General features: G+C 64.3%; 25 protein-coding genes and 1 tRNA gene. 17 read left to right on the top strand and 9 right to left on the bottom strand.

The features are described from left to right. Positions 1 to 39 precede the first annotated feature (39 nt). The 3 genes from SG26_RS15325 to SG26_RS15315 all read left to right on the top strand — a co-directional run bounded on the left by SG26_RS15325 (position 40) and on the right by SG26_RS15315 (position 3,787). Positions 40 to 1,437: a deoxyribodipyrimidine photo-lyase gene (locus tag SG26_RS15325; RefSeq protein WP_050038035.1), complete on the top strand. Its 1,398-nt coding sequence runs from the start codon at positions 40 to 42 to the stop codon at positions 1,435 to 1,437. A gap of 182 nt (positions 1,438 to 1,619) precedes the next feature. Continuing rightward, positions 1,620 to 2,231, top strand: a complete 612-nt coding sequence (gene sod / locus SG26_RS15320) for a superoxide dismutase (protein WP_008309249.1) — start codon at positions 1,620 to 1,622, stop codon at positions 2,229 to 2,231. A gap of 188 nt (positions 2,232 to 2,419) precedes the next feature. Then, on the top strand, positions 2,420 to 3,787 hold the full coding sequence (locus tag SG26_RS15315; RefSeq protein ID WP_050038034.1) for an ABC transporter substrate-binding protein: 1,368 nt from the start codon (positions 2,420 to 2,422) through the stop codon (positions 3,785 to 3,787). Between the two features lie 24 nt (positions 3,788 to 3,811). On the opposite strand, the gene SG26_RS15310 is transcribed toward SG26_RS15315, so the two are convergent. From SG26_RS15310 to SG26_RS15295, 4 genes are read right to left on the bottom strand one after another with little or no spacing between them, the layout of a single operon-like run. Next, the gene (locus SG26_RS15310) at positions 3,812 to 4,567 is read right to left on the bottom strand and encodes an ABC transporter ATP-binding protein (RefSeq protein WP_014040306.1); all 756 of its coding nucleotides are present in this window, start codon (positions 4,565 to 4,567) and stop codon (positions 3,812 to 3,814) included. Next, positions 4,564 to 5,394, bottom strand: a complete 831-nt coding sequence (locus SG26_RS15305; protein WP_050038033.1) for an ABC transporter ATP-binding protein — start codon at positions 5,392 to 5,394, stop codon at positions 4,564 to 4,566. The genes SG26_RS15310 and SG26_RS15305 overlap by 4 nt, the downstream gene beginning before the upstream one ends. Then, positions 5,387 to 6,670, bottom strand: a complete 1,284-nt coding sequence (locus SG26_RS15300; RefSeq protein WP_014040304.1) for a branched-chain amino acid ABC transporter permease — start codon at positions 6,668 to 6,670, stop codon at positions 5,387 to 5,389. The genes SG26_RS15305 and SG26_RS15300 overlap by 8 nt, the downstream gene beginning before the upstream one ends. Then, complete coding sequence (locus SG26_RS15295) at positions 6,667 to 7,782, bottom strand: branched-chain amino acid ABC transporter permease (RefSeq protein ID WP_014040303.1); 1,116 nt, start codon at positions 7,780 to 7,782, stop codon at positions 6,667 to 6,669. Before SG26_RS15295 ends, SG26_RS15300 begins: the two co-directional genes overlap by 4 nt. Before the next feature lie 319 nt (positions 7,783 to 8,101). Between SG26_RS15295 and SG26_RS15290 the strand changes: the two genes are divergently transcribed. The 6 genes from SG26_RS15290 to SG26_RS15265 all read left to right on the top strand — a co-directional run bounded on the left by SG26_RS15290 (position 8,102) and on the right by SG26_RS15265 (position 13,083). Continuing rightward, complete coding sequence (locus SG26_RS15290; RefSeq protein WP_050038032.1) at positions 8,102 to 9,310, top strand: hypothetical protein; 1,209 nt, start codon at positions 8,102 to 8,104, stop codon at positions 9,308 to 9,310. Between the two features lie 140 nt (positions 9,311 to 9,450). Next, positions 9,451 to 9,525, top strand: a tRNA-Glu gene (locus tag SG26_RS15285). 80 nt (positions 9,526 to 9,605) lie between these two features. Then, positions 9,606 to 10,301, top strand: coding sequence for a molybdopterin-binding protein (locus SG26_RS15280; RefSeq protein WP_008309260.1), 696 nt, complete (start codon positions 9,606 to 9,608; stop codon positions 10,299 to 10,301). Positions 10,302 to 10,497: 196 nt separating this feature from the next. Further along, on the top strand, positions 10,498 to 11,568 hold the full coding sequence (locus tag SG26_RS15275) for an ATP-NAD kinase family protein (RefSeq protein WP_050038031.1): 1,071 nt from the start codon (positions 10,498 to 10,500) through the stop codon (positions 11,566 to 11,568). A gap of 106 nt (positions 11,569 to 11,674) precedes the next feature. Next, positions 11,675 to 12,709, top strand: a complete 1,035-nt coding sequence (locus SG26_RS15270; protein WP_004592822.1) for a phosphate uptake regulator PhoU — start codon at positions 11,675 to 11,677, stop codon at positions 12,707 to 12,709. A gap of 143 nt (positions 12,710 to 12,852) precedes the next feature. Continuing rightward, on the top strand, positions 12,853 to 13,083 hold the full coding sequence (locus SG26_RS15265; protein WP_050038030.1) for a HalOD1 output domain-containing protein: 231 nt from the start codon (positions 12,853 to 12,855) through the stop codon (positions 13,081 to 13,083). A 24-nt stretch (positions 13,084 to 13,107) separates the two neighbouring features. Here the strand turns inward: SG26_RS15265 and SG26_RS15260 are convergent, their stop codons facing one another. Beyond that, complete coding sequence (locus tag SG26_RS15260) at positions 13,108 to 14,295, bottom strand: LEA type 2 family protein (RefSeq protein WP_050038029.1); 1,188 nt, start codon at positions 14,293 to 14,295, stop codon at positions 13,108 to 13,110. A gap of 114 nt (positions 14,296 to 14,409) precedes the next feature. Here SG26_RS15260 and SG26_RS15255 point away from each other — a divergent pair, with 114 nt between their 5' ends. From SG26_RS15255 to SG26_RS15235, 5 genes are all read left to right on the top strand, one after another. Then, positions 14,410 to 14,613 (top strand): hypothetical protein, encoded by a 204-nt coding sequence (locus SG26_RS15255; protein ID WP_004961543.1) that lies wholly within the window; start codon positions 14,410 to 14,412, stop codon positions 14,611 to 14,613. A gap of 63 nt (positions 14,614 to 14,676) precedes the next feature. After that, positions 14,677 to 14,904 carry a hypothetical protein gene (locus SG26_RS15250; RefSeq protein ID WP_004592831.1) on the top strand — a complete coding sequence of 76 codons (228 nt, stop codon included), beginning with the start codon at positions 14,677 to 14,679 and terminating at the stop codon, positions 14,902 to 14,904. A gap of 67 nt (positions 14,905 to 14,971) precedes the next feature. After that, on the top strand, positions 14,972 to 15,403 hold the full coding sequence (locus SG26_RS15245) for an SRPBCC family protein (protein ID WP_008309269.1): 432 nt from the start codon (positions 14,972 to 14,974) through the stop codon (positions 15,401 to 15,403). Further along, on the top strand, positions 15,400 to 16,218 hold the full coding sequence (locus SG26_RS15240; RefSeq protein ID WP_050038028.1) for a carbon-nitrogen family hydrolase: 819 nt from the start codon (positions 15,400 to 15,402) through the stop codon (positions 16,216 to 16,218). The genes SG26_RS15245 and SG26_RS15240 overlap by 4 nt, the downstream gene beginning before the upstream one ends. Positions 16,219 to 16,296: 78 nt before the next feature. Further along, positions 16,297 to 17,316 (top strand): DUF4349 domain-containing protein, encoded by a 1,020-nt coding sequence (locus tag SG26_RS15235; protein WP_050038027.1) that lies wholly within the window; start codon positions 16,297 to 16,299, stop codon positions 17,314 to 17,316. A gap of 264 nt (positions 17,317 to 17,580) precedes the next feature. Here SG26_RS15235 and SG26_RS15230 read toward each other — a convergent pair whose 3' ends face one another. Continuing rightward, complete coding sequence (locus SG26_RS15230; RefSeq protein ID WP_050038026.1) at positions 17,581 to 19,698, bottom strand: CDC48 family AAA ATPase; 2,118 nt, start codon at positions 19,696 to 19,698, stop codon at positions 17,581 to 17,583. 85 nt (positions 19,699 to 19,783) lie between these two features. On the opposite strand from SG26_RS15230, the gene SG26_RS22000 reads away from it, so the two are divergent. Continuing rightward, positions 19,784 to 19,918, top strand: coding sequence for a hypothetical protein (locus SG26_RS22000; protein ID WP_004517924.1), 135 nt, complete (start codon positions 19,784 to 19,786; stop codon positions 19,916 to 19,918). Between the two features lie 41 nt (positions 19,919 to 19,959). Here the strand turns inward: SG26_RS22000 and SG26_RS15220 are convergent, their stop codons facing one another. Next, positions 19,960 to 20,385: a DUF5796 family protein gene (locus tag SG26_RS15220; protein ID WP_050038025.1), complete on the bottom strand. Its 426-nt coding sequence runs from the start codon at positions 20,383 to 20,385 to the stop codon at positions 19,960 to 19,962. Positions 20,386 to 20,506: 121 nt separating this feature from the next. Here SG26_RS15220 and SG26_RS15215 point away from each other — a divergent pair, with 121 nt between their 5' ends. After that, the gene (locus SG26_RS15215) at positions 20,507 to 22,051 is read left to right on the top strand and encodes an alkaline phosphatase family protein (protein WP_050038024.1); all 1,545 of its coding nucleotides are present in this window, start codon (positions 20,507 to 20,509) and stop codon (positions 22,049 to 22,051) included. Between the two features lie 76 nt (positions 22,052 to 22,127). Next, the gene (locus tag SG26_RS15210) at positions 22,128 to 22,658 is read left to right on the top strand and encodes an Rrf2 family transcriptional regulator (protein WP_023843253.1); all 531 of its coding nucleotides are present in this window, start codon (positions 22,128 to 22,130) and stop codon (positions 22,656 to 22,658) included. Positions 22,659 to 22,694: 36 nt separating this feature from the next. Here the strand turns inward: SG26_RS15210 and SG26_RS15205 are convergent, their stop codons facing one another. Next, positions 22,695 to 23,645, bottom strand: a complete 951-nt coding sequence (locus SG26_RS15205; protein WP_014040293.1) for a zinc-dependent metalloprotease — start codon at positions 23,643 to 23,645, stop codon at positions 22,695 to 22,697. Positions 23,646 to 24,123: 478 nt separating this feature from the next. Beyond that, on the bottom strand, positions 24,124 to 24,405 hold the full coding sequence (locus SG26_RS15200) for a hypothetical protein (RefSeq protein ID WP_050038023.1): 282 nt from the start codon (positions 24,403 to 24,405) through the stop codon (positions 24,124 to 24,126). Positions 24,406 to 24,488 lie beyond the last annotated feature (83 nt).

Here is a 24,488-nt window from a genome sequence, read left to right as displayed (position 1 = left end):
GGGCAGTACCTTTTGCCCGGGCTAGTCCGTGTACTAGGTATGCGCCTGCACTGGCATCGCCGTGACCTCCGGGCGACGGACAACGCCGGCCTCGCCGCGGCGGCCCCGTCCGACCCCGTTGTCCCGGTGTTCGTCTTCGACAGGGCCGTTCTTGACCACGCCGGCCCGCCCCGGGTCGCGTTCATGTTGGACGCGCTCGACAGTTTGCGCGAGTGGTACCGCGACCGCGGCAGTGACCTCGTCGTTGCCGAGGGCGACCCCACATCCGTCTTGCCAGAACTGGCAGCCCAGCACGGCGCAGAGAAGGTCACTTGGGGCAAGGACTACTCCGGGCTCGCACGGGAACGCGACGCGGCTGTCCGGCAAGCGCTCGACGACGCCGACGTGGCCCGCGAGGCCGTCCAGAACGCTGTGTTGCACGAACCGGGCGAGATTACGACGAACGACGGCGACCCCTACAGCGTCTTCACCTACTTCGGCCGGAAGTGGCACGACCGAGAGAAAGCGACTCCCTACGAACCCCCGCCAGCCGACGAACTGGCTGATGTCGACGGCGACGCGCTCCCGACACTGGCCGACCTCGGCTTCGATGAGCCAGAGGCGGACGTGCCTGCGGCGGGGACCGACGAAGCGCGGGCCCTGCTCAATGACTTTCTCGCGGAGAACGTCTACGAGTACGAGGAGCGCCGGGACTTCCCGGCCGACGAGTGCACCTCGCGGCTCTCGGCTCACCTGAAATTCGGGACCATCGGCATCCGCGAAGTGTACGACCGCACCGAGGACGCCAAAGAGGGGACTGGCGGTGACCGACGGGAGTCAGTCCGGGAGTTCCAGTCCCAGCTAGCCTGGCGGGAGTTCTACACGCAGGTGCTGTTTGCCCATCCCCACGTCGTCAGTTCGAACTACAAGTCCTACGAGAACCCAATCGAGTGGGAGAACGACGAGGAACTGTTGCAAGCCTGGAAGGACGGCGAGACGGGCTATCCCATCGTCGATGCCGGGATGCGACAGCTCCGGGAAGAGGCGTACATGCACAACCGCGTCCGGATGATCGTCGCCTCCTTCCTCACCAAGGACCTGCTCATCGACTGGCGGCACGGATACGACTGGTTCCGGGAGAAGCTGGTCGACCACGACACGGCCAACGACAACGGCGGCTGGCAGTGGGCGGCCTCGACGGGGACCGACGCCCAGCCCTACTTCCGCATCTTCAATCCGATGACACAGGGCGAAGACTACGACCCGGACGCCGAGTACATCAAGGAGTACGTCCCGGAACTGCGGGATGCCGCGCCAGAAGTTATCCACGACTGGAACGACTGCTCGCTCACGCAGCGGCGCAATGCCGCGCCGGAGTATCCGGACCCGGTTGTCAAGCACAGCGACCGTCGCGAGCAGGCGCTGGCGATGTTCGAGCGGGCCAGGGGTGACGACTAGGATGGGAACATTCTGCTGTGCTGGACTCTTCTGAACACTTACACCAGCGCCGGAGCCGAGATGTGGCAGTGCAACAACGGACAGTTACGGTCCCGTCCCGCTGTCCTTGTAGAGTGATACCAAATGCCTCCTAAACGTTTAACAGGCAGCCGCGCGACACGTATTGATGGAGGCGTTTTCATATGCCCGAACATTCCAATCCCGAACTGCCACCGCTCCCGTACGACTACGACGCGCTGGAGCCACACATCTCCGAGCAGGTGCTCACCTGGCACCACGACACCCACCATCAGGGGTACGTAAACGGCCTCGAATCGGCCGAGGAGACGCTCGCCGAGAACCGCGAATCCGGTGACTTCGGTTCGAGCGCGGCCGCGATGGGCAACGTCACCCACAACGGCTGTGGACACTATCTCCACACGCTGTTCTGGGAGAACATGGATCCCAACGGCGGCGGCGAGCCGGAAGGCGAACTCCTCGACCGCATCGAGGAGGACTTCGGGTCCTACGAAGGCTGGAAGGGCGAGTTCGAAGCCGCCGCATCAGCCGCCGGCGGCTGGGCGCTGCTCGTGTACGACCCCGTTGCCAAGCAACTGCGCAACGTGCCGGTCGACAAACACGACCAGGGCGCGCTCTGGGGCTCCCATCCAATCCTCGCGCTCGACGTCTGGGAGCACTCCTACTACTACGACTACGGCCCCGCTCGCGGCGACTTCATCGACGCCTTCTTCGAGGTTGTCGACTGGGACAAGGCCGCTGAAGAGTACGACAAGGTCGTCGGCCGCGTCGAATAAGGGGCGACACTCGACGTTTTTTCGCGGATGTGTTGAGAGTCCGAGTGACGTCTGTGCCGATAGCGGTTTCTCCGGCGTTAATATCTAACGCCGCCGACAAAAAATATCGGCGTGACTGGAGCAGACTACGGAACAGCAAGGTTACGGGAGGATATAGTTTTATAAGATGTGAATCAGTGGTAAGTGGTATGAGTCGCGATACCAATCGGCGAGCGTTCATGAAGCGCACTGGGGCGATAGGCACCGTGGGTCTGCTTGGTGGGTTGGCAGGCTGTTCAACCGAACAGACTGACGGTGGCGGCGGCGACGGCGGTGATGGTGGGATGACCGGTACCGGGACCGACTCGGGTGGCGACAGCGGCCCTGAATCGCCGGACGTGCTGATGGTCGTCGGCTATCCACAGAGCGGTGTGCAACTGTTCAAGGACTTCTACGCCGACTACGGCGACGACGCTGCTGACATCCTCGTCACCGACGGACTGCAGGACGGCGAGCTACCGAGTAACGTCGGCGACGATATGTCGAACGTCCGCGGCACGGCCCCGTCGGCGGCCGGTCCCGGAGTCGATACGTTCACGGAGCAGTTCACCTCCGAGTTCGACTACGACGAGGCCGGCGTGTTCACATCACAGGCCTACGATGCGACAGCGGTCCAGATTCTCGCCAACCTGCTGGCCGGGGAAAACGACGGACAGGCCGTCCGAGATCATATGCGTGTCGTCGCCAATCCGGGCGGCGACACGTACGGCCCCTCCGAACTGCCAGCGGCCGTCGAAGCGGCCGCCGCGGGCGAGAACATTCAGTACGAGGGGGCTTCGAGCGCGGTCGACTTCGACGAAAACGGGGACATGGCCTCGGCGCAGTACCAGGTCTTCGGCTTTCAGGACGGTGGGGGCGTCGATACGCTCAACACCGTCGACTTCGACGCGGGCGACGACATCCCGCAGCCGGAACCGAACGGCTCCGGGAGCGACTCCGGACGGACGATCAAGTTCGGTGTGTTGATGCCCGAAACCGGCGACCTCGGGCCGCTCGGCAGGCCAATCCGCGACGGGGCGCTACTCCCGGCCCTGCAACTCGAAGGCGAAGTCGACTTCGAGTTCGATTACCAGGTCGGTGACACCCAGACGCAGGCGCAGGCGGGCATCGACGCGGCCAACTCTCTCGTCAGCGCAGGCTATCCGTCGATAACCGGGGCGGCCAGCTCCGAAACGTCGATTCAGGTCGCCAGAAACGTGCTCATCGATAGCGGCGTCGTCGGCTGTTCGCCAGCGTCCACGTCACCGACGATTACCGACCTCGAAGACAACGACTACATGTTCCGCACCCCGCCCAGCGACGCGCTGCAGGGACAGGTCCTGGCACAAGTCGGCGTGGACGAACTCGGTGCCGAGACCGCATCGACGCTGTACGTGAACAACAGCTACGGCCAGGCACTGCAGGAGGCGTTCGCCGGCGCGTTCGAAGCAGAAGGCGGGACCATCGTCAACCAGGTCGGCTTCGAGCAACAGCAGTCCTCCTACACGTCCGAAATCAACAGCGCGATGAACCAGTAACGGGGCCGCAACCGCTGTCCTGTTTTATCCGCCGAGGAAGTCCTGTCGCACCTGCTCGTCGTTGAGAAGAACCGTCCCCTCGTCCTCGTAGCGGTTCTGGCCCTGGACGAGGACGTAGCCCCGGTCACACCGCCGGAGCGCTTCCTTGGCGTTTTGCTCGACCATCAGAATCGCCGTCCCGTCGTCGTTAATGCGGTCGATACGGTCGAACATATCGTCGACGAGGTCCGGGGCCAGCCCGGCGGAAGGCTCGTCGAGCAACAGCAGGTCAGGGTCGAGCATCAGCGCCCGCCCCATGGCGAGCATCTGCTGTTGGCCGCCCGACAGCGTCCCAGCCGACTGGTCGGACCGCTCCCGGAGGATGGGGAACCGCTCGTACACGTCCTCGATGCGGTCTTCTGGGACTTCATCGAGGATGTACGCGCCCATTTCGAGGTTCTCGCGCACGCTCAGCGAGCCGAACACGTTGCCGGTCTGGGGGACGTAGCTGATCCCCTCGTAAATGATTTCGTCGGGATTGCGCCGGCTGATGTCGGTCCCGTCGAAGATGACGTCCCCGCCCATGTACGTCGTCAGGCCGAAGACAGATTTCATCACCGTCGACTTGCCGGCTCCGTTCGGGCCGACAATGACGACGTACTCGCCGTCCGCAACGTCCATGTGGACGTCGCTGAGGACCTGCAGGTCGCCGTAGCCTGCATCGAGGTTCCGGATGGCGAGGAGTCGCTCGGCTGGGTCAGGGAGCGTGACAGCCTCGGACTCCGTCGCGCGCTGGCTCATACGTCACCTCCCAGATACGCCTCCAGTACCCGCTCGTCCGACGTGATAGTCTCGGCGTCCCCTTCGGCGAGGACGCTCCCCTGGTGCATGACGATGATGTGTTCGCAGTTGTTCATGATGACGTCCATGTCGTGTTCGACGAGCAGGAAGGTCAGCCCCTGCTCCCGGCGGAGTTCGTGAATCCGCTCCAGTAGTTTCTCCTCCAGCGTCGGGTTGACGCCGGCCAGCGGCTCGTCCAGCAGAATCATCTCGGGGTCGGTCATCAGGACCCGCGCCATCTCCAGCAGTTTCCGCTGACCACCGGAGAGATTGCCGGCGTTCTCGTGGGCGAGGTGGTCGATCTCGAAGAACTCCAGCGTCTCCCACGCGCGGTCCCGGACGGCCGCCTCGTCCTTGATTACGTCCCCGCGAAGCCCCGGCGTCACCGACCGGACGACTGATTCCCCGACCTGTCCGCCCGGTGCGAGCATCACGTTCTCCAGAACGGTCATGTCCGACAGCTCACGGGCGATCTGGAACGTCCGGACCAGTCCCTGGTTTGCGAGTGTGTACGGCGGGAGCCCGGTAATGTTCTGGCCGTCGAAGGTGACCCGGCCACCAGTTGGCTCGTGAATGCCGGTGATACAGTTGAACGTCGTCGACTTGCCGGCCCCGTTCGGCCCGATGAGGCCGGTGAGCGACCCCTCTGCCACGGAGAACGTCGCCCCGTCGACCGCGACGACGCCGCCGAACTCCTTGCGGAGGCCGTTGACTACGAGCAGGGGAGAGTCAATAGCGTCGCTCGTGACGGCCGTTTCCCGTTGCTCTGCGACGTCGGGCTCACTCATCGGCCTCACCTCCGGACCCGGACTGCGGTCTGTCCAGACTCACGCTCGTTGCGGGTTCGTTCCGGTGGCCGAGCAGCCCATCTGGCTGGTTCTGGATGATGTATATCAGGACGACGCCGATGAGCACGAACCGGAGCGTGCTGACGTTGCTAATGGTGTATGCGAGGAGGGGGAGCGGGTCAAGTGACGCGAACCCGGCGACCGCGTCGACGATGTTGCCGGGTGCGCGAGTGCCGCCCAGCGAGACGTTCTCCCCCAGCCGCGCCGGCAGATAGAACAGCAGTCCGGAGAACGTCGCCGCCCCGACGATACTGCCGGTGTTGGACCCGGAGCCGCCGATGATGAGGGCCGCGAACACGTAGAACGTGATCGTCGGTCTGAACTGCTGGGGGCTGACGTAGCCCGCCTGTCCGCGGAACAGGACGCCGGCCAGCCCCATCAGCGCGCAGCCGATCATGAACGTCTTGATTTTGAACTGGCGGGTATCCTTGCCGAGTGACTGAGTCACGGTTTCGTCCTCGCGGATCGCCTTCAGCACGCGACCGAACGGCGAGTTCGTGATGCGGGCGAGCACCCAGTAGCTCCCGGCCACGACCAGCAGGAGGAGTATTCCGTACGTGAGATTCGCCAGGTTCGGCCCGGAGACGCCGACGCCCTCCGCGGCGGTTACGATCGGCTGCCCGACGCCGTTGATGAGCGTCGCCGCCACGTCGTTCGCGGACTTGAACGAGATGCCGGTCGCGCCGCCGGTGCCGACCGGCACCCCGAACAGTGAGAACTCGGCGAGGCCGCTCCAGTTGACGACAAGTCGGATTATCTCCGAGAACGCGACTGTCACGATAGCGAGGTAGTCCGCTTTCAGTCTGAGCGCCGGGAGCGCCGCAAGACCGCCGACGATAGCGGCCATAACCATACCGCCGATGAGGCCGACCCACAGCGGGAGGCCGAGCCCAGGGACCGCCCCGGCGGCCGGGTCAGTTGGCGCAGTGAGAATCGCCGTGGTGTACGCGCCGACGGCCATGAACCCCGCAATGCCGATGTTGAACAGGCCAGTGTACCCCCACTGGAGATTCAGTGCCAGCGCGAGGATTGCGTAGCCGCCGATGAGTACGGTCACGCTGCCGATGAAGCCGGCGGCGAGGTTCGCCCAGTTCGCCCCGCCGACAGCGATTGCCAGCACGAGCATAACGGCCCAGATACTGGCGATGAAGCCGACGACCAGCCCCACGTCCGGGAGCGCGTCCAGACGGTCTCGAACAGTGTCAACAGTACTCATGCTGTCGACACCCCCCCGAAGATGCCGGACGGGCGCAACAACAGGACGACGATGAGCACCAGGAACGCGGAGGCCCGCGTCAGCCCGGACGGCAGCCAGATCAGGGCCAGGCTATCGACCAGCCCGATGAGGATCCCACCGGCCATCGCCCCGTATATCGAGCCGATACCGCCGACGATGACAGCGGCGAAGATGAGCAGGAGCAGAATCCAGCCGAAGTTGAACGATATCGTGCCGCTTTCCAGCACGAGCAGGTAGCCACCGATGCCCGCCAGACCGCCACCGAGAATCCAGGTGAGCCGGATCACGCGCTCGGTCGGAATCCCGGTCACGCGTGCGAGGTCCTCGTTGTCGGCCATCGCCCGCATCGCCTTGCCGAGCTTCGTCCGTTGGAGCAGCAGGTGGACGCCAAGCATCAACAGGAGCGACACCACCAGCAGGGTGATTTCGTTGTCGGTGACCGAGATCATCGAGAACACCGTCACTCGGAGCCCGCCGCTTGCGACCCCGCTGGTCTGCGTGCCAAAGACGAACGCGATGAGGTATCGCAATGCGAGTGCGACACCGATTGACGCGATCAGCAAGGAGATGTTGTCCGTATCGCGCATGGGGCGATAGGTGAGTCGGTCGATGAGTAACACGATACCGATCGACCCGACGCCGGCGACGACGAGACCGAGAAGCACCGGAACGAACGTCGAAACGGTGCTCAACTGCCGTCCAGAGTTGAGCATGAACAGTTCTGCGATCGGGGCTCCGGTCCCGAGACCGGCGGTGATGTACGCGGCGACCCACCCCAGGAATGCCCCCACCGTCACTGTGTCCCCGTGTGCGAAGTTGGCGAAGTCGAGGATACTGTACGTCATCGACAGGCCGATTCCGGCGAGGCCGACCGCCAGTCCGACGAGCAGTCCGTCCACCACCATCGAGAGCAACGAGCCCACGGTGAGGGACCCCCCCAGTAACCTGGTCCCGAGGAAGAACACGGTTGTCCCAGCGAGCTTTGCAACTAAATCCAGCAAGAGGAAGCCACTTACGGCGGCCACCACCGCTGCCCCCGGCCGGTCACCCATCACCACGCGGCCGTCTCTTGCGAACTCAGCAATTCCCATAGGTTACCCTTCGTTGGACCCTCCTGTCTAAATAACCCACCGGAAATTCGTGCGAAATAACCGTGTAGAAGCCAAGACACCGCTGTCAAAACAGGAATCGCCCCCTCCCATGGTCGCGTGTCGAGCGAGAGACTAGTGATACCACGGTACAGACTGGCGAATAGCGCCACTTCGAACCCAGTGCGGATCATGAATTCGAGCGCCCGCAGAGTGCGCGCCACCAGTTTCGGTCACCACCGCTTCGAGTCGTACCCGTACCGAGAAATCACCGGACACCGGCCGGATACTGGCTGAGAACGGTGCTATTCACAGCGCTTTTATGCGGTCCATCGATGATATACGACAGATGGTACGCCTGGTCGTCGCCAGTCTCGTGCTGGTTCTCCTGCTGGGGAGCGGTGCCGCGCCGCTGGCGATGTCACAGCCGGCCGACGAGAGCGTCGGCGTCCAGACGCCCGACAGGTTCGACCGGACGACGTTCCAGGTCACGCTGTATCAGAACGGGTCAGCCGAGTGGGCAATCGTCCACAGGACTCCACTGGTAAACGATTCTGAGCAGGAGTTTGAGGAGTTCGCCGAGGCGTTCGAGCAGACGGAGCAACCGCTGTACCAGAATTTCGTCGAGCAGTCGACGCTGCTGACACAGTACGGGACGAACGTGACTGGCCGGAACATGAGTGCGACCAACTACGACCGGTCGGCATCGGTCGACCCGCTCCAGAACACCGGCACGGTTCGGATGTCGTTCCGCTGGCATAACTTCGCTGTCGTCGAGGGCGACTCCATCGTGGTCAGCGACGTGTTCGACGGCGGGTTCTACATCGGGTCGAGCCAGTCGTTCGTCTTCGAGCGCGGCCCCGAACTGGCATTCGTCAATGTCAAGCCGGAACCTGACTCACAGAGTACCCCGGACTCGCTCAAAAACAGCGAGAGCGTTACGTGGAACGGCGAGCAGTCGTTCAACGACCGCCGGCCCTACGTGGAACTGCAACCGCGCGAAACCGGCCAGAGCGCTGGTACTGAGCAGCGCACCACGGCTGGCGGTGATACACCTTCCGAGGCCGCCGGTGGGCCGTCGTGGATGCTCCCGGCCGCCATCGTCGGTCTCATTGTCGTTGCTGGCGGTGTGGCCGCGTGGCGGTCCGGCGCACTGGGACAGGTCCTGGGAACCGACGACGACGAACCGCCCGCTGCGTCACCGTCGGCCGCTACGGACACGGAGCAGTCGTCGACGGCTCCGCCGGGCGATGCGGCGGCCACCGACACACCAGACGAACCGGCCGTCCCCGACGAGGAACTGCTCACCGACAGCGACCGCGTCCGCAAACTGCTTGAGGAAAACGGCGGCCGAATGAAGCAGGTCGACATCGTCGACAGTACCGACTGGTCGAAGTCGAAGGTCAGCATGCTCCTCTCGGACATGGAGGACGACGGCGACATCTCGAAGCTCAGAGTCGGCCGCGAGAACATCATCAGCCTCGCCGGTCAGGAGCCCGACGCCGCTGGCTCACCGTTCGACGACGAGTGAGACCGCCGGCTGTACGTCTGTACAGAACTCTCCCACTGTGAATACCGTGCCATAGTTACAGCCAACAGTATGAGGAACCAACACAGGGCGGGGCCGAAACGCAATGATTATACGTATCTCCTCGCTACGAATTTGTGTACGCTCCGTTGGTGTAGTCCGGCCAATCATATCACCCTCTCACGGTGATGACTAGGGTTCAAATCCCTGACGGAGCATTTCTCTCCGATTCGACGGATACACAGTCACCACGTTCTGTGACCGACAGTATTTGTGTCTCCCAGTCCAACCGGGCGGTATGCGCGTCGCGGTAGTCACCGTCGGAGACGAACTGCTCAGTGGCGAGACGGTCAACACGAACGCCGCGTGGCTGGGACAACAGCTCGCGCAGCGTGGCGTCACTGTCGGCCGGACGACGGTCGTCCCCGACGAGATATCGGATATCGCCCGCGTGGTCAACGAGTACCATGCGGAGTTCGACGCCGTCATCGTCACCGGCGGCCTTGGACCGACACACGACGACAAAACCATCGAGGCCGTCGCCGCGGCGTTCGGCCGGGACGTCGTCGAGAGCGAGGACGCCATCGCGTGGCTGGAGGAACACGGCGGCTACACGCGCGAGGATCTGACCGACGGAACCGGCGAGGTGCCGGAGGGGTCCCGCGTGCTGCCCAACCACGAGGGCGTCGCGCCCGGCTGTGTCGTCGAGAGCTGTTACGTCTTACCGGGCGTGCCGGCCGAGATGAAGCGGATGTTCGAGGAGATTGCGGGTGAGTTCGCCGGCGAGCAGCGGTACGTTCGCACCGTCGACGCCGATGAGCCCGAGAGCGCGCTGCTGGATCGACTGGCGGAGGTACAGGAGCAGTTCCCGGTCAAGGTCGGAAGCTATCCCGGCGACCACGTAACCGTCCGGTTCGAGGGAACAGAGGAGGAGCTAGTCGAGGACGCGGCCGCGTGGTTCGGCGAACGCGTCGAGTCACCGACGGCGGAGTGACTACCGGTAGAGGTGGTTCAGCCAGAGAAACGTCAGGAGCAGGCCACCGAGCGTGATGACCGCGCCGGACGCGTTGATGATCCCTGTCTGAACGCCGCTCTGGAGTAGGACTGACATAGCTGTGCGTTCTTCGTGGGGTGGCTTGAAAGGCACGCTCCCGGGCCCCTTTTGCCGCGGGGTCGCCAAGAGGAAGCGAATGCGACGAATCGGTGTCGTGGTCAACCCCATCGCCGGGATGGGCGGCCGCGTCGGCCTCAAGGGCACTGACGGGAAAGTCGCGGAGGCGCGCCGCCGCGGCGCGGAGCAACGCGCACCGGATCGCGCACGGACTGCGCTGGAGTCACTCGCCGATGTGGGGACGGACGTGAAACTGCTTACCTACGGCGACCCGATGGGGGAGGGTATCGCTCGTGTGGCGGGGTTCGACCCGACGGTGGTCGGCTCCCCGGCGACTCCCGACGAGACGACCAACGAGGACACCCGAGCTGCGGTCCGGGCGTTCGCCGAGGCGGATGTGGACGCGATCCTGTTCGTCGGCGGCGACGGCACAGCCGTCGACGTGGCGACGACCCTCGACGACCTGGACGCCGACATCCCGATTCTGGGCGTCCCGGCGGGCGTCAAGGTGTACTCCTCCGTGTTCGGCGTGTCGCCGCGCGCGGCCGGGCGCATTGTGGCCCGCTTCTCCGAGACGGAGCGTGCGGAGGTCAACGATATCGACGAGGACGCCTTCAGAGGCGGGGAAGTGGTCACTGAACTCCGGGCTGTCGCGACGGTCCCCGTTGCCGACCAGCGCCAGTCGGCCAAGCAGTTGGGCGGCGGCAGCGTCGAGTCACTCGCCGAGAGCGTCGCCGACGCCGTCGAGGGGGGCGTCACGTACGTCCTTGGTCCGGGGAGCACTGTCGGCGCTATCAAGGAACACCTGGGATTCGACGGGACGACGCTCGGCGTGGACGTGTGGCGCGACGGAGAGGTGCTTGCCCGTGACGCCGCCGAGTCAGACATTCTCGACGCCCTCGGCGACCGAAACGTCATCGTGGTTTCGCCCATCGGTGGGCAGGGGTTCGTGTTCGGCCGGGGGAATCAGCAACTGTCACCGGCGGTCATCAGGCAGTGTGACCTCGAAGTCGTCGCCTCGCGGCGGAAACTGGACGGTATCGGGACGCTCCGGGTCGACACCGGTGACTCGGACCTCGACGAGGAACTGCGCGGCTGGCTGCGGGTCCGTATCGGCCGTCACGAGCGTCGACTCGTCGAAGTCGTCTAATCTGTATGGGCCTCCCCAGCCGAGAGACGTAAGCCATGATATATCGGCTCCGGTATTTTATCATGTATAGTCAAGATTAAGGTATCTCACGCCCCACAAAGGACATATGGAAACTCGGAAAGTCCAGCGATTGGGGCCGTCGACGCTCGCGATGACGTTGCCGGCGGAGTGGGCCAGTGCGCACGACGTCGAAAAGGGCGACGAGGTGTCGCTACGGATGGGCGGCAAAGGCACGCTGACAGTCATGCCCGAGTCCGTCCAGACCGAGGAATCAGAGGCTATCATCCACGCAGAGAACCTCGATGCCGCGTCTGTCGAGCGGGCCATCGTCGCCCAGTACGTGCTCGGACGGCGCGTCATCCACGTCGAAGCCCCGGAAGGCGAGACGCTGGAATCCTCTCACATTAACGCCGTCTACAACGCCGAAACCCAACTGATGGGCCTCGGCGTCATCGAGGAGACGCCGGACAGAATCGCGATTCGCTGCTCCGTCGACCCGGAGGACTTCACGCTCAACAACCTCCTCGAACGGCTGGAATCCACCGGCTCGACGATGCGAAACGAGGCGGTAAAGTCCCTCGCCCACGGCAACCCCGACCTCGCACAGCGAGCACTTAACCGCGAGCGACAGGCCAACAAGATATTCGTCCTCCTGCTACGACTCATCTTCACGGCTTACCAGAACCCCAACCTCGCGCGGGCTATCGGCCTCAACGATGGCTTCCCGCTCATCGGCTACCGTTCGATTGCGAAGAACCTCGAACTGACGGCGGACAACGCCGAGGACATCGCCGAGATCGCGCTAGAGACCGACGATCACTCGCTCAACGTCGACAGCTCCACGATGCGCCGCATCCGCGAGTTCACCGACCAGGTCAACGACATCACCGAACTTGCGGTCCAGGCAGCTGTCGACCGCAACTACGACACCGCGATTCAGGTCCGAGAGCTGTACAAGGACATCGGCGACAAGGAACACGAAATCCTCGACGACCTGCCGGAGATGGACAACGAGGCGCTACTGGAAGTGCGCGAAGTGCTCGTCAGCCTCCAGCAGACGGCCGAGTTCGCGGTCCGGAGCGCAGAGATCGCAACGAACCTCGCGCTCAACGAGGAGTCCGAGCACACGACAATCGAGTGAGGCGGCTCCCGCTGCCCGCAGTTGCGGTTCGCAGCGACAGTCCTGTTTTCCGACTCTACCACGTAATTTGGCAGTTTCACTACCACGATCGGTTGCTGTGAAAAACACCTGCACCTTTCATCGGACATCGTGAACGGTCCAGTATGAAGCGGCCTGTCGACCCATCGACACCCATTCATATCGCCGTCAAAGAGACCATCGCGGCACTTGAGGACTGCCACCCTACACAACTTGGGAGCCTTGAGATGGTCGTTGACGGTGAGCGACTGGACGCGGTGCTGGATGCCCCGTCAGAGGAGTTACCGATGCTGTTCCAGTACTGTGGCTATACGGTATCAGTCGATGACACGGGGACGCTCTGTGTCGAGAACTGAGGGATAGTAAACTGGCAGCGCTGGCTACCCGAGCAGGCCGCCGTCGTCGGTTTCGGTCTCAGTCGCTGTCTCCGTCGGCGTCGCGGTTTCCGATTCTGTCTCCGTCTCGGTTGGCGTTGCGGTTTCCGTCTCAGACTCGTCGCCACCCAGTAGCCCGTCATCCGTCTCGGTCTCCGTCGGTGTCGGCGTCGGGGTTTCAGTTTCCTCGTCGCCGTCCGGTGACTCGTCGGCCGACCCGTTGTCGGGCTCAGCGCTCGTTCCGTTGCCGGTCGGGTACTGTGCTTTGTTGCCGAAGATATCCGTCTGGATCTCCTGTTGGTAATCGATAGCGTCCAGATCGACCCGGAACTGCTCCCCGCCGCCCTCCAGCACGAGGTAGAAATCGATGTAGAGGTCCGTCCGCTGGTTTCGCTGGAGGTGGGTCACCCACCAGCGGTCGAGGTTCCCGTTCTGGATAGCGGTGTTCGCTTCGAGTGTCGTCTCCTGGCCGGGGCTGAGGACGTAGCCACGGTCAGTCTCGCCCTCGCCGACGGTCACGTCGTTCATCCGGATGGTGTAACCGACTTTGGTGATCGTGTAGGGGTACGGCTTGGGGTTGTACACGTCGAACGCGAGGTTCAGCGGCGTCTCGGACTGGGTGAGGTTCTCCTGGTCCCACGCGCCGCGGGTCTCGTTGATGTAGATGACGGGGTCCGAGACAAGCGGCTGGTCCGCCTCGACGGGGCGCGTCTCGGTGGAGTTGAACTGGCTGAGGAGGTCCGTCTCGATGGTCCGCTCCTGGCTGAACGACACTGACCGGCCCCCGAGCGTTGAGGAGGTGACGGTAGCGTCGATACCGACCGTCGTCGTCTCGCCGTTGTCGATGTGGGTGACCCACCACGGCGGGATACGGTCGTTTTGCATCTCGGTGCTGAACGCGAGCGTCGAGTTGCCGGTCCCGAGGCCGATGCCCTGCCTGTCGCCCTGTGCCATCTCCACGCCGTTCATCGAGATGGTGTAATTGAGTCCGACACCGCCCAGCTGGACACCGACTGGGTTGGGGTTGGTCACGGTCAGGTTCGTCGCCACAGCGGTCGTCTGGTTCGAGACGTCCGCGAAGTGGTTGTCCACGGACGCGACGCTGGGTGTGCCCAGAACGCCGAGCGCGACGCTGCCCCCTGCGACAGCGGCGACCGCGACGACCAGTACACCAACTATTTTCAACCATCCCATAGTTGTACACCCATCTTCGACGGGCCGGTATATGTCCTGTGGCCCCAGCCCGAATGAACTAAGTGGGCAACACCGAAAGCGTCGTACATGAGTTCCAAGGCGTCCAAAAGCGACATGGGGACGGGCCTGGCCCTGCTGTTCGGACTCGTCTCGGTCGGCGCGGCCGTAGTCACAGCAACCAACAGCTACAACTACGCGATTCTGCACGCACAGGAGCTTGAGACCGGCAATCTGCTCGTGACGTCCGGCGGCGCGTTCGGGCTCGCAATGCTGGCCGCGGCTGTGGCTATCGTGGCGATTCACGCCTACGACGCCTGATACTGGTATCAGCCGCAAGACTGTGAAGGGAACCGTTAAAAACGCAGAGACCGTATCTCTTGTATGGCCGATTACAGCGAGGAAGACCGACGCATTCTCGAATATCTCCGGGACAGCGTCTCGCGTGGAGAGAGCTACTTCCGCGCGAAGAACATCGCTGAGCAGCTCGGCCTCTCCTCGAAGCAAGTGGGAGCGCGGCTGCCACGCTTAGCTGAAGAGGCCGACGAAGTCGAAATCGAGAAGTGGGGCCGAGCGCGGTCGACGACGTGGCGCGTCACACCGACGGGATAGCCGCTGCCGGGTTTTACGCACTGTGACAATCGGTGGATTCATCGGCCAGTAGTCCCGAGTACCTTCCATGACTGTCCGGGCCGAGCGAACGATGACTGTGCCGGCCACACCGGAGCGTGTCTGGGAATTCATCACCGACCCGGATAAACGGGCCCGGCCGATCAGCGTCGTCACAGACTGGGAAGTCATCGACGACACACACGCGAACTGGTCGATAGAACTCCCGATTCCAGTGGTCAGCCAGACGATGACGGTGAAAACCGAGGACGTCGAACAGCGCCGCCCGGAGTACGCCCGCTTCATCGGTCGCTCGAAAGTGATGACCGTCCAGGGCGAACACGAACTCGAAGAGACGGCCGACGGCGGCACGAAACTGACCAACCGGTTCATCGTCGACGGCAAGCTCCCGGGCGTCGAGCGGTTCTTCAAGCGGAACCTCGACGACGAGATGCAGAACCTCGAACAGGCGCTGCGGGACGACCTCGAAGTCGAAGCATGAGACTCACGCTTGCCCAGATAGACGTGTCGTCGGACGCGGTGGCAGAGAACGTCGGCCGCGCAACCACCGCCATCAAGGACGCGGCCGCGGACGGCGCGGACCTCGTCGTGCTCCCGGAACTGTTCAACGTCGGCTACTTCGCGTTCGACCGCTACGCCCGCGAAGCAGAGGGGCTGGAGGGCGAGACACTCACCCGAATCCGCGGCGTCGCCGCGGACAACGACGTGGCGGTGCTCGCCGGAAGTATCGTCGAGGACCTCGAAGCCAGCGCCGATAGCGGCTTCGACACGCCGGCTCCGGAGGGGATGGCGAACACCGCCGTGTTCTTCGACCGCGACGGGGAACGACAGGCGGTGTACCGCAAACATCACCTGTTCGGCTACGACTCGGCGGAGTCCCAACTGCTCGAAGCCGGCCGGAGGATTCCGACCGTCGACTTCGAGGGGTTCACCGTCGGCATTACCACCTGCTACGACCTCCGGTTCCCGGAGCTGTATCGCCATCTCGTCGACGAGGGGGTGACGCTGACGCTCGTCCCGAGCGCGTGGCCCTATCCGCGCGTGGAGCACTGGAAGCTGTTCGGCCGCGCCCGCGCCGTCGAAAACCAGCTGTACGTCGCCGCAGCGAACGGTGTCGGCCAGTTCGAGGACGCGGAACTGCTGGGTCGGTCAACGGTGTACGACCCGTGGGGAACGACGCTCGCCAGCGCCGACGACCACCCGGCGCTGGTGACTGCCACTCTCGACCCTGCTCGCGTCGACCAGGTCCGCGAGGAGTTCCCGGCGCTTGCGGACCGCCGGACGGACTGGCCGTAACTGCAGTCGCTGTTTTACAAAAAGCGGTTTTTGAGCGTTCGCCGTCGTTATGCCGCTCTCAGGACGAGTACGACCCGTATGGCTTCGCGAATCAGGGTCCTCGCTGTCGTCGGTCTCCTCCTCCTTGCCGGTTGTACCGGTATGGGTGGGAGCGGCGATGCGGGCGAGGCACAGGGCGGCGGTGACGGCGCACAGATGTCCAGCGGCGACGGCGGGTCGAGCCAACCCGTCGAAGCGGACTCCGAGGCGAACGCCGCGGATAGCGGGAATATTCAGGCCGGCGACGCGGCGGCTGACCGGGCCATCATCCGCAACGGTCGGATGGTGGTCGAAGTGGAGAACTACTCCACGACAGCCGACGCAATCGCTGCTCGGGCGCGCACGTCCGGCGGGTACGTGAGCGACTCCAACCGCGAACTCCACCGCAGCGACGGCGAGGCGTGGTACACCGGGTACATCGTGGTCAGAGTGCCAAGCGAGGAGTACGAACCGACGCAGTCGATGGTGAGCGAGCAGGGGACGGTGCGCTCCGAGGAAACGACCACGAAAGACGTGACCGACAAACTGGTCGACCTCGAAGCGCGGCTGACCAACCTCCGGGAGCGCCGCGACCGACTGCGGACCTTCTACGAGCAGGCAAACAGCACGGCGGAACTGCTCCGCATCGAAGAGGAACTGTCGTCGGTTCAGAGTGACATCGAACGCCTCGAAGCACAGAAGCGCTCGCTCGAACAGCGGGTCGCCTACTCGACGCTGCGCGTCGAGATTCACGAGCCAGCGCCGGAACCGTCGGCCCAGCAGGTGCCGTACCACGAGCGGTCGCTTGTCGCTGCGTTCCTCTCGTCAGTGACCGACGTGTACGTGTTCACTCGTGGGCTGCTGGTGACCGCCGCGAGTCTCGCTCCGTGGCTCGTCGTCCTCGCCGTCCCAGTCGTCGGTGGCCGACGGCTCCTTCGCGGTCGGTCGGTCCCGCTGCTGGGCCGACGTGGCGCGTCGGAACCCGCCACAGAAGACAGTGCCGGTGGAGGCGAAAGCGACGCCCCACAGCAGGAATCCACTGAGGAATCGGACATGGAGTCGCCAGACAAGGACGCGTAGCCGGAACCGAACACCGGGCCTTTTTTGCGTGTGCACTCGCTACGAGTAGCTGCCGGCAAGGCGCTTTTCACGTCGATGCCGGCGCTAACGCCCGTCTCGCTGCTCGGCCACTCGGCGTCGCTCGTCCGCCAAGGCTGTCCGGACAGCCTTTTCACTCCTCTCCCGGAGTCGACCCTTTCGCCTCTCCTCGTCTTTCGGATACTACCGACGAAGCGCTCCCGCTCAGCGGATAGTCCGACCAAGATTCCCAGCGAGCCACGCGAGCTACCGCGTCCGTTCCCGCTCCAGCGCTTCACCGAAGTGTTCTGGCGTGATCTCCACTTCGTCGGCGTTCTCGGTGGCCTCTTCCGGCCCGTAGGCGGACGCCACCTCACGGATGGCCAGCATCGACGCTTCGCGGACGACGGCCTCCAGTTCTGCACCCGAGAAGCCGTCGGTCTCCTCGGCGAGGTCCCTCATATCGGTGTCATCAGCGAGCGGCTTTCCGTCGGTGTGGACGGCGAGAATCTCCTCGCGGGCTTCACGGTCGGGGTTCGGGACCTCGACGTGCTGTTCGAGGCGACCCGGTCGCAGGAGCGCATCGTCGATCATGTCCCGGCGGTTAGTCGCAGCCAGTACGACCAGATTGGGGTTCTCGGTGATGCCGTCGAGTTCAGCGAGTAGCTGGGAGACGACGCGCTCGGTGACTTCGTTGCCCTGACCGCGGTGGCTGGCGATGGCGTCGATCTCGTCGAGGAAGATGATGCTCGGCGCGGTCTGGCGGGCGCGCTCGAACAGTTCCCGGACCGCCTCCTCGCTCTCGCCGACGTAGCGGTCCATGATTTCGGGGCCGGCGACGTGGATGAAGTTCACGTCGCTCTCGCCAGCGACGGCCCGAGCCAGCAGCGTCTTGCCTGTCCCCGGCGGGCCGTACAGCAGGATGCCGCTCGGCGGGTCGGTGTTGGTCGCGGTGAACAGCTCAGTGTACGACAGCGGCCACTCGATGGCCTCCGTCAGCGTCTGCTTGACCTCGGACAGCCCGCCCACGTCGTCGAAGGTCGCCGTCGGCGACTCGGCGACGTACTCCCGCATCGCGCTGGGGTCGACGGTGGCGAGCGCGGTCTCGAAGTCGTCCTGGTGGACGTCGCCGTCGTCGCGGTCGGCCCGGAGCGCGGCCATTGCGGCCTCGGTGGTCAGCGACGCGAGGTCCGCCCCGACGAAGCCGTGGGTCTGTGCGGCGATGCGGTCGAGGTCCACGTCGTCGTGCAGCGGCATATCCCGCGTGTGGACGTCCATAATCTCGCGGCGGCCGTGTTCGCCAGGGACGCCGACCTCGATTTCGCGGTCGAAGCGGCCACCGCGGCGCAGCGCCGGGTCGATGGCGTCGACGCGGTTCGTCGCCCCGATGACGACGACCCGGCCCCGGTCTTCGAGGCCGTCCATCAGCGTGAGCAACTGGGCGACGACCCGGTTCTCCATGTCGGCGTCCTCGTCGCGGGAGCCGGCGATGGAGTCGATTTCGTCGACGAAGAGGATAGCCGGTGCGTTCGCTTCCGCTTTCTCGAAGGCCTCGCGTAGGCGTTCCTCGCTCTCGCCCTTGTACTTGGAGACGATTTCGGGGCCGGAGATGGTGTCGAAGTAGGCGTCGACCTCGTTTGCCACCGCTCGCGCGATAAGGGTCTTCCCCGTCCCGGGCGGGCCGTGGAGCAACACGCCGCTGGGCGGGTCGATACCCAGACGGCGGAACTCCTCGGGCTCCGAGAGGGGCATCTCTATCATTTCACGGATACGATCCAGTTCCTCGTCGAGGCCGCCGATGTCCTCGTAGCTCACCCCCGATTCCGTCTCGGCGGTCGGTGTGTTCGCCGTTGTTGCCTCACCGGACGACGACTGGCCCGCATCGCTGCCACCGTCGAGGCCCGGCAGCACAGTCACTGCCGTCGTGCCGGTGACGCGAACCGGCCCCGAGGGAGAGGTCTTGCGAACGAGGAACGTGCCCAGCCCTTCGATGTGGGTCCGCTCGTCGGCCTGGATTATCTGGTCGACCAGCCGCTTCCTGACCAGGCTCTCGTAGTCCTCGCTGCCCGGTATCGGTTCGACCGACTGGACGGCGATCTCAGTGGCCTCGGAGACCGACCCGCTGGTCACTGTAACCGTGTCGCCGATGTTGACCCCGGCGTTCGCTCTGGTGTCTGAATCGATGCGGACGAAGGAGCCGTCGTCGTCCGCGGGCCAGACCTTCACGACGGTTCTGTCGTCGCCTTCGATGATGACGGGCGACCCGCTCAACACCCCGAGTTCGGTCCGTGCGGACTCCGGTAGTCGTGCGATACCGCGCCCGGCGTCGCGCTTGTTCGCACCCTCGACGGTGAGTTCGACACCGGCGTCAGTGGACCCGCTCATGCCGCCTTCTTGCAATCCGACTCCCTTGAGGGTTCCCGTTGTGTTGCGGGAAAATAATATACGGTCGGCCGTCGGAATTTCAGGTATGGTTGTCCAAACCGAGCGAGACGAGGTCACTTGGTACAAGTGCGAGACCTGTGGCCTGATGTTCGACGACCAGAGCGACGCGCGCCAGCACGAGGAGAACTGTGACGACGAAGACCCGTCCTACATCCAGTAGCGGCCCTCGCCCTCGCAGTCACGCCACCCGCACCACAGGCATCACGCCTCGACGATCTCGAAGCTCCGCTCGCCGAGTTCGTCCTCCTCGAAGACGAACACGCGGCCGTTCGTTACGTCGTAGTCCACGTCTACTTCCGTCCGCATCTGATTGTCTCGGACCGTAACACCCGGGAACAGTTCGTCCTCCTCGCCGTCGTCGAGGATGACCCGTCCGACGCCTGTCTCTTCGAGAATATCGTCGTGGGTCCGGAGGTCGTTGACGTACACGAGGATGCCCGACGTCTCCGTCTCGTCGGTAATCAGGACGTGTGTGTCTTTTCCCGGCGCAGTCTGGATACTCCCTTCGACCGCCGTTGGGACGCCGTGATAGAACGCCTGGCGGCCGTCGAGGTACTCCACGACGACGCCGTCCTCGGTCAACTCGACCGAGACGGTGTCCGGTGCGATGTCCGACCGGTTGCTCATACCGGCCCTTCCGGCGGCGCGCTCAAAAGTGACGCGTTGTCCGTTTCAGCCGACCGGTCGGTTCCCAACCCCTTGGACGGGGTGCGAAAGGGACTAGTGACTCGCCTGTCTCCGTCTCACCATGACGAAGACCCTCGTCGTCGGACTCGACGGAGCGAGCTGGGAACTGCTCGACCCGTGGATCGAGGCCGGCGAGCTCCCGAATCTGGCCGCGCTGCGGGACACCGGCACCTGGGCGGGGACGCAGAGCTGTCTGCCGCCGGTGACGTTCCCGAACTGGAAGTGCTACTCCTCGGGCAAAGACCCGGGCGGGTTCGGCGTCTTCTGGTTCGAGAACGTCGACCTCGCCGCGGGCGAGATCAACGTGATGAACGGCGGCGACTACGACACCGCCGAGCTGTGGGACTACCTCAACGACGAGGGGCAGTCGGCCGGTGTCGTCAACATGCCGACGATGTACCCGCCGCGGGACATCGACGACCTCGTCGTCGCCGGGGGTCCGGACGCCGTCGAGGGCGAATACCGGTCGATCAGCTCCGGCTACACCTCGCCGCCGGAACTGGCCGACGAACTCGAATCACGGTTCGATTACAGCGTCCACCCGGACCCGCTGCTGTCCTCGAACGACGAGCGCGGCGCGGAAGTCGAGGCCATTCTGGACCTGCTAGAGAAGCGCTTCGAGGTGGCGACGACGCTCATGGACGAGCGGGACCTCGATTTCGTCCACGTCACGCTGTTCTATCTCAACGTCCTGCATCACTTCTTCTGGGACGACGAGCCGAGCTTGCGTGCGTGGAAGATAGTCGACGAGTGGGTCGGCCGACTCGACGACCGCGAGGACCTGAACCTCGTCCTGATGTCCGACCACGGCTGTGACGCGACCCAGACGGAGTTCTACATCAACGAGTGGCTGGCCGAGAACGGCTACCAAGTTCGGGACACAAGCGTCGACGCGCTTCTCACGCAAATTGGGCTCGACCGCGAGAACCTGCTCGCGGTCGCAAAGCGGGCTGGACTGGTCGACACACTTGCCCGCGTCGTCCCCGAGTCCATCCAGCAACTCGTCCCGCAACGCGACGGCGTCAAACGGGACCGAAAGCTCGAAGCCATCGACCTGGAACAGACGAAGGTCGTCGCCAGCGGGCAGGGGCCGGTGTACATCAACCCCCGGTTCGACGTAGAATCGGTCCGTGAGTCGCTCATGGCCGACCTCCGCGAGGTAGAAGACGAGCACGGCCCGCTGTTCACGGACGTCTACAGAGGCGAGGACGTGTACAACGGCCCCTACGTCGACGCCGGCCCGGAGGTCGTCGTCGACCAGCGCCCGGGCGTCCACGTCAACGACGGCATCGGCGGCGGGACCGTCCAGAGCGGCCCCGACCGCTGGGCGGCCGAGAACACGCCCTACGGCATCTTCGCCGCCAGCGGGCCGGACTTCGAGCCGCAGGGCGAACTCGACAGAATCAGCATTCTCGACATCGCGCCGACGGTGCTGGCCGCCCACGGCTGTGCGGTGCCGACGGACATGCGCGGCGAGGTCCTCCCGGTGTTCCCCCAGGACCCCGCTGTCGGCGAGCGTGCCCCACTCAGTATCGAGGACGCCCTCGGAAGCGACGACGGCGACGCCGTCGAAGACCGGCTGAAACAACTGGGATACATGGAGTAGGTCCGTCTGTGAGTTCGACCGGCGTTCAAATGAGTGAACCCAATGGGATAAGTAGCCGCTCCCGATACACACCGGTATGGTTAGCATCGATCTGAACAACAGCCAGCGAACAATGCTTACGACGCTGGTAAACAGGTATCAACAGACCGGTGAGGCAGTTACCGGCGAGACAATCGCGGAGGAGATCGACCGGAACCCCGGAACGGTACGGAACCAGATGCAGAGTCTGACCTCGCTGGGACTCGTCGAAGGCATTCCCGGCCCGACGGGCGGGTACAAGCCGACGTCCGAGGCCTTCGACGCAATCGACCGCCAACAGATAGACGAGGCCGAGAGCGTCGTCGTTGCCCACGACTACGAGCGCGTCGACGTCACCGTCGAGGAAATCAACTTCACGAACGTCCACGACCCGGAGAAGTGCCGTGCCCGGTTCCACCTCCAGAGCTCGGTGCAGGACTTCAGCGAGGGACAGGCCGTCATTCTCGGGCCGACGCCAATCTCGAAGCTCGTCGTCGCCGGGACGGTTGTCGCCGTCGACGAATCGAACAGCGAAATCCTCCTCGACGTCGCGAAGATCGAAGCGCCTGTGGAAGAACCGGAGAAATAAGCGGTCCGTGCGGCCACGCAGTGTGCTGTAGCGCTTTCAGGGGTCGACGCGGTCGATCCACAGCGTCGGCGTCTCTATCTCGTCTTCGGTGGGGAGGGTGTCCGGCGAGTCCCAGACGCGCCCGGCCGCAGCGACGCCGCGGGCGTCGGCGACCGTGTCGAAGAACGCCTTCCCGCGTTCGTACTGCTGGCGCTTCATCCCGAGGCCGAGCAGCCGGCGCATGAGCGACGCGATGGGGCCACGCCCCTGCCGGCGCTCGTCGACTTTCCGGCGCAGGTCGTCGTACTCGTCGTCGAAGGCGCGGTCCATCAGCAGTTCCGCGTACCCCTCGACGGCGGTCATCGTGGTGTCGAGTTCGCCCAGCGTCGTCCGGTCGATGTTGCCGTCGGTGAGGTTGTCGATGGCGTCCTCCATCGCCGTTTCGAGGTGGTCGGACAGCCACGGGGCCGCGCCGAACTCCGCCGCGTGGGTGACCTCGTGGAACGCGATCCAGCGGCGGAAGCGGTCCCGCTCGACGTTCAACTGGTCGGCGACCCGATGGATGTTGGGGCGCACGAAGTACAGCGCGTGGGCGTCGTTGTCCGCGAGCAGGACGGGGTCGTACTGACCCAGGACGTTGTTCCCCAGAAACGAGAGCGCAACGGCCATCGACCCGGTGTTGACCACGCGGGCGATGCCGGGGATGTACTCGGCCTGCTGTTCAATCGGCTCCATCACGCGGCTGAACGTGGCGACGTTGGCGTCAATCCAGTGGTGGCGGTTCTGGATCTCGACGGTTTCGGGCAGGTCGAAGGCGAGTTCGCCGACCTCCCGGACGCGATCTCTGGCGTCCCGAACGTCGGTGGCGTAGCCGTCGCGTTCGGGCGTCTCGACGGTGAGGTCGCCCGTGTCCGTCGCGCCCTTCGCGGCGTCGGCGACGGCACTCCAGTCGATGGGGCCGTCACCGGTCGCACCGGCGACAGCCTGAACGCTGTGGTATATTCCCATACGTCTGAAATGTGGCCGGAGAAAATAGGCCTTCTCCCTGTGAAAACGACCACCGGCGTTCGGTTCGTGGCCTTGCTGTGGAGTGGGACGCTGTCCCTTACAGCGGGAGCAAGGCGAAAGCCCACCCCTTCAGGGGTGTGGATGAAGCCGACAACCCGGCAGCTTCGCCTGTAGCCTCACTCAGCCGGAGTTTTATAACCGGTGACACCGTATGCATGACCACACCGAGGCGGATCAGCCGCCCAGATAAACGGATAATATCGGGATTCGGGCCACGCTACGTCCAAAAGAATCCCTTTCGGGCCGCTGGCTGTGGATTCCGACACACGGTAACTCTGAATCCCCATACCGGGGATAGGAGTAACGGCGGCTTGGCCCCGCCAGGAGTCCGGTCATGCCGACCTGGCTACAAACCTGAAACTCCCAACCTAGCGGTGCGGTGCCGCGGGAATCCCGCGCCTTCAGGCGTGGGAGGAGGTCAAAGGGCTTCGTCGCTGTCGTCGCCGTCTGACCCACCGAGGTACAGACGCAGGACGACCGCGACGAGCGCGACGGCACCGAATACCGCGAGCGCGAAGCGACCGACGTTACGGCCACCGTCAGCCTCAACGTCCGTCTCGTCGCTCTGCTCGTCCGTCCGGGACCGCGACCACCGTGATTTGCGCTCCGATTCGTCGTCATCGTCGGTGGAACTGAACGGGGCGTTGGCAGTGAACTCAGCGCCGTCGAGATGCAGTTCGAGGAGAGTGAATTCGGCCATACTGACAGTTCGACGCCGCGACTCTTAGCCGTGGCGGTCCCAGAGCCACGGTGGGACGGTCCCAGACCGCGTGCCGTCCGCTG

Origin of the sequence: Haloarcula sp. CBA1115 (assembly GCF_000827835.1) — an archaeon.
Classification (GTDB): domain Archaea; phylum Halobacteriota; class Halobacteria; order Halobacteriales; family Haloarculaceae; genus Haloarcula; species Haloarcula hispanica.
The sequence above is the reverse complement of the archived record's forward strand: the minus strand, read 5'-3'. Positions and strand labels throughout refer to the sequence as shown.